At 67.1% G+C, this 4,538-nt stretch carries 5 protein-coding genes; all 5 read right to left on the reverse strand.

Annotation, left to right across the window (positions count from 1 at the left end):
- Nucleotides 1–1,148 (reverse strand): aminotransferase class V-fold PLP-dependent enzyme (locus HC022_RS19545; RefSeq protein WP_167453539.1); only part of this gene is annotated, 1,148 nt, incomplete at its 3' end.
- A gap of 152 nt (nt 1,149–1,300) precedes the next feature.
- Nucleotides 1,301–2,947 (reverse strand): BCCT family transporter, encoded by a 1,647-nt coding sequence (locus tag HC022_RS19550; protein ID WP_167453540.1) that lies wholly within the window; start codon nt 2,945–2,947, stop codon nt 1,301–1,303.
- 73 nt (nt 2,948–3,020) lie between these two features.
- On the reverse strand, nt 3,021–3,434 hold the full coding sequence (locus HC022_RS19555) for a universal stress protein (protein WP_008883593.1): 414 nt from the start codon (nt 3,432–3,434) through the stop codon (nt 3,021–3,023).
- A gap of 279 nt (nt 3,435–3,713) precedes the next feature.
- On the reverse strand, nt 3,714–3,938 hold the full coding sequence (locus HC022_RS19560; RefSeq protein WP_167453538.1) for a hypothetical protein: 225 nt from the start codon (nt 3,936–3,938) through the stop codon (nt 3,714–3,716).
- Between the two features lie 78 nt (nt 3,939–4,016).
- Nucleotides 4,017–4,532, reverse strand: a complete 516-nt coding sequence (locus HC022_RS19565; protein ID WP_167453541.1) for a DinB family protein — start codon at nt 4,530–4,532, stop codon at nt 4,017–4,019.
- Between the last annotated feature and the right edge of the window lie 6 nt (nt 4,533–4,538).

The following is a 4,538-nucleotide window of genomic DNA, read 5'->3' on the forward strand; positions in this document are numbered from 1 at the left end:
TAATGCACGAAGGAGAGCCGCAGCACCCCCTGCGCGGGCGCGATTCCGAGCGCCTCGAGCGGACGCACCGCGTAGAAATCGCCGCCGCCCGCCATCACCTTGTGCGCGGCCAGCGCCTCGGCCACAGGGGCCGCGGGCTCCTGCAGCGCCACCGCCACCGTGGGCGCGCGCCGGACAGCCTCGCGCGGGCCGATGAGCCGCACCGAGTTGCGCGCGCCCAGGAAATCGAGCAGCGGCTGCATGAGCTGCACTTCGTGCGCATGCATGAGCCCCGCGACCTCGCCCGGGGTCACGCCCTGATGCGCGGCCAGCGCCTCGACGTAGTCCACCATGCCGGCGCAGGCGGCGACCTGCGCGTGATCGGGGCCGGCGGGGGTGAAGCGCTTGTAGAGCACGTCGCCGTTGAAGAAATGCGCCTGGTTGGGCAGCGCGTCACCCAGCTCGTGGCGGATCACCATGATGCCCTGATGCGGCCCGTAGGTCTTGTAGGCGGAGAACACGTAGATGTCGCAGCCAAGCGCATCAACATCGGGGAAGCCGTGCGGCGCGTAGCTCACGCCGTCGACGCAGGTGAAGGCCCCTGCGGCATGGGCGGCGGCGGTGATCTCGGCCACCGGGTTGATCTCGCCCACCACGTTCGAGCAATGCGGGAAGCAGACCAGCCGGACCTTCTCGTCCTTCAGCAGCTGTGCCAGCGCGTCCGGGTCGAGATGGCCGGTCACCGGATCGATGCGCCATTCGCGCACCTCGATGCCGTCTTCGGCGAGCCGGCGCCACGCGCCGGTGTTGGCCTCGTGGTCATGTGGCGTGACGATGATTGCGTCTCCGGGCGACAGGAACTGGCGGAAGGCCTGCGCGAGCACGTAGGTGTTTTGCGAGGTCGAGGGGCCGAAGCTCACCTCGTCGGTGGCGACGCCCAGCAGCCCGGCCAGCCGCGACCGTGCCTCGTCCATTTCGGCGCCACCCGCCTGTGCCGCGGGATAGGGTCCGTAGGGTTGCACCTTGCGCTCGTGGTAGAAGCGGAACAGCCGGTCGATCACCGGCTTGCAGGTGTAGGAGCCACCCGCGTTCTCGAAGAAGGCCCAGCCCTCGAGCGACGGCTCGGCAAAGGCGGGGAACTGCCCGCGCACGAAGTCAAGATCCAGCATGTCGTCGTCTCCCCTGCATTTGCCCGCACCAAAGCGGCGAAAGCGGCAAGGGTCAAGACGCGGCCGAGGGGTCATTGCGGCCCCCTCATCACGAAAGCGCGCGGACCACAGGGGCCCGCGCGCCCTCGAGATTACCAGGGGTTGAGCGCGCGTCAGGCGCGACGCTCGGCCTGCAGACCGCGCCAGATGGCGAAGCACATCACCAGCAGCACGCACGTGAACGGAAGACCCGTCGAGATCACCATCGACTGTAGCGATTGCAGCCCGCCCGCGGAGAGCAGCAGCACGATGGCCACCGCGCCCTCGAAGACGCACCAGAACACACGCTGCGGCACGGGCGCATCGACCTTGCCACCGGCGGTGATGGGGTCGATGACCAGCGAGCCCGAGTCCGACGAGGTCACGAAGAACACGATGACCAGCACGATCGCGATGACCGAGGTGATGGACGAGAGCGGCAGCCCCTCGAGCATTGCGAAGAGCGACAGCGGCGGGTTGTAGCTGTCGATGACCTGAGCCTTCACGGCGCTGTTGGCCGGGTCGGAGACGACCTGGTCGATGGCCACACCGCCGAAGACCGCCATCCACAGCACACAGACGAGGCTCGGGATGATCAGCACGCAGATCACGAACTCGCGCACGGTCCGCCCGCGCGACACGCGCGCGATGAACATGCCCACGAACGGCGACCAGGAGATCCACCACGCCCAGTAGAACGAGGTCCAGCCCTGCACGAAGCCGGTGTCGTCACGGCCGACCGGGTTCGAGAGCGGAACGACATCCACCAGATACGCCCCGAGACCGGTGACGAAATCCGAGAGGATGACCATGGTCGGGCCGGCGAAGAGCACGAAAAGCAGCAGCACGGCGGCGATCGCCATGTTGATCTCGGACAGCACCTTCACGCCGCCGTCGAGACCGCGCAGCACCGAGACAAGCGCGATGCCGGTGATGCAGGTGATGATGATGACCTGCATGGTCGGGCCGATGGGCAGGCCGAAGACGTGGTTGAGCCCGGCATTCGCCTGCTGCGCCCCGAAGCCCAGCGAGGTGGCCAGACCGAAGAGCGTGGCGAAGACCGCGAGGATGTCGATGACGTGGCCCCACCAGCCCCAGACGCGTTCGCCGAGGATCGGGTAGAAGGCCGAGCGGATCGTCAGCGGCAGCCCCTTGTTGTAGCTGAAGAGCGCCAGCGCCAGAGCCACAACCGCGTAGATCGCCCAGGGGTGCAGGCCCCAGTGGAAGATCGTCGCCCCAAGGCCCATGGTCTTGGCGGCGTCGACGTTCTCGGGGATGAGCTCGCCCGCCTCGTTGAACGGCGACGGCACGCCCAGCGGCTCGGAGATCGCCATGTGGTAAACCGGTTCGAGCACGCCGAAGAACATCAGGCCGATGCCCATGCCGGCGGCGAAGAGCATCGCGAACCAGCCGATGTAGGTGTAGTCGGGCGAGGCCTCGGCGCCGCCGAGGCGCACCGAACCCGCCGGCGTCACGATCAGCAGCAGGCAGAACAGCACGAAGATGTTCGCCGCCCCGAGGAAGAACCAGTCGAAGGGCTTGGTGACGGTGTTGAACAGCCAGGGGAAGAGCGAGCCCGCCTGTGCCGGAAGCGCCAGCGCGTAGAACACGAAGGCGACGATGGCGATCCCCGAGATGGCGAAGACCGGGTTGTGGATGTCAAAGCCGAACGGCCCCAGCGATCCGTCTATGTTGTCCTGACCGATCTCGTAATCGGTGTCGATGATATCCGCGCTGCCTTCCGGCGCGGGGATACCCTGGTCGGCGTTCGTGTCACTCATGTCACGACATATCCCTCTTTTTGTTGTGGTTTCGCAGCTGAGACCCCGTGCGGGCGAACCCGCGGAACGGGGCTCAGCGCACCAGCATCACCGAAACATCCGCCCGCGAGGCAATGCTGCCTCCGTTGGACGGCCAGAAATGGTCCGCGACGTTGGGAATGTGGCTTGCCATGACCACGAGATCGGCCCCGGTCTCCGTCACCGCCTTGAGCAGCGTCGGATCGAGATCGACCGCGGGGTCGTGGCTGGTGAAGGCGCGCGCCTCGGTCGCGATGCCGCGCTCGGTCGCCTGACTGGCGGCGAAGGCGGCGAGCTTCTCGGCATATTCCGCAGGGGTGTGCGCGATCTTCGAGGGAAGCGACGCCGTCACCCCCACATAGACTGCCGTGGCCCCGTAATGCGCCGCCAGATCCGCCGCGCAGAGCAGGGCTTTTTCAAGCTTCTCCGCGTGCATGAGATCCACCGGCACCATGATGCGTTTGAACATCGGTCCCTCCTATGTCCCGTCCCGCCGGAATTCTTCCGGCTCCCGATAGGTGCTTGTGCCGTAGTGCGGCACCTTGCCCGGTCTCGGGTCTTGATGTTGGTGACGGCGTGTTCGGCGCGTCACGACTGCAAGCCTAGCGCGAATGGGCCCGAAAGCAAAAACCCGGGCGGCAGATGGATGTCTGTTTGCGACATTATCTGGTCGCAAACGCGCCAGAGGGACCCGGTTAACATCGCCCGCCCCGGAATCGCAACCCGATCACGGGACGTAACGGAAGGGTCAGGCGTTGACGTCGACGACGACGCGGCCCTTGACCTGCCCCTTGAGAATGTCGGCGCCGAGCGCCGGCATTGCTCCCCCCACGGCCTCGGCGCAGCCGGCCCAAGTCTCGCTCTCGAACGGGCGCTTCTCGGTATCGGGCAGGTGCTTGAGGGCGGGCTGCTTCACCGAGGCCGCTGTCCCGCCGCTCGCCGCGTCCTTCTCGACCGCCAACGCGTTGAACATCTTCTCCTCATTGCGAAGGGGCATACGTGCGCCCCGCGTCTCAGTGCTGCGGATCTACCATCGCGGCCCCTGCCCGGGTCACAGCCACGGCCCCTCGCCCGGCATGAAGGCAAGATCGCTGACCCAGCCCTCGGCGCCTTCGGCGGTTACCATCGCGTGGATCTGGCCACGGTGGTGGGCCTGATGGTTGAACATGTGCGCGACGCAAAGCCCGAGTGGCCTGACCTGTTCGCGGCCGGTGGCGCCGGAATACCAGCGCAGGTCGCTGCTGAGCTCGACCGCGCGCAGCCCCTCGCCCCAGAGGATCAGCCGCGAATCCAGCCGGAAGCGCTCGGCGCTCCACGCGCCCAGCGTGGGCGTCATCTCGACGCTGCCGGAGATCCCGACCTCGGGCCGCGGCCAGCCGGCGAAACGGCTCATCCAGACCATGTCGGCCCAGAGCAGGTGGTTCACCGTGGCGAAGATCGACCCGAAGAAGGCGCCGCGCTCGGCGCGCCGGGCGGCATCGGGCATCGCCTCGAGCACGCTCTTCATCTGCCGGTTCTGCCATGCATTGTACCGCGCCATCGTCAGCACGAACTCGGGGCTCAGCATCGGGGG

The organism is Salipiger sp. HF18, from assembly GCF_011806505.1.
Classification (GTDB): Bacteria; Pseudomonadota; Alphaproteobacteria; order Rhodobacterales; family Rhodobacteraceae; genus Salipiger; species Salipiger thiooxidans.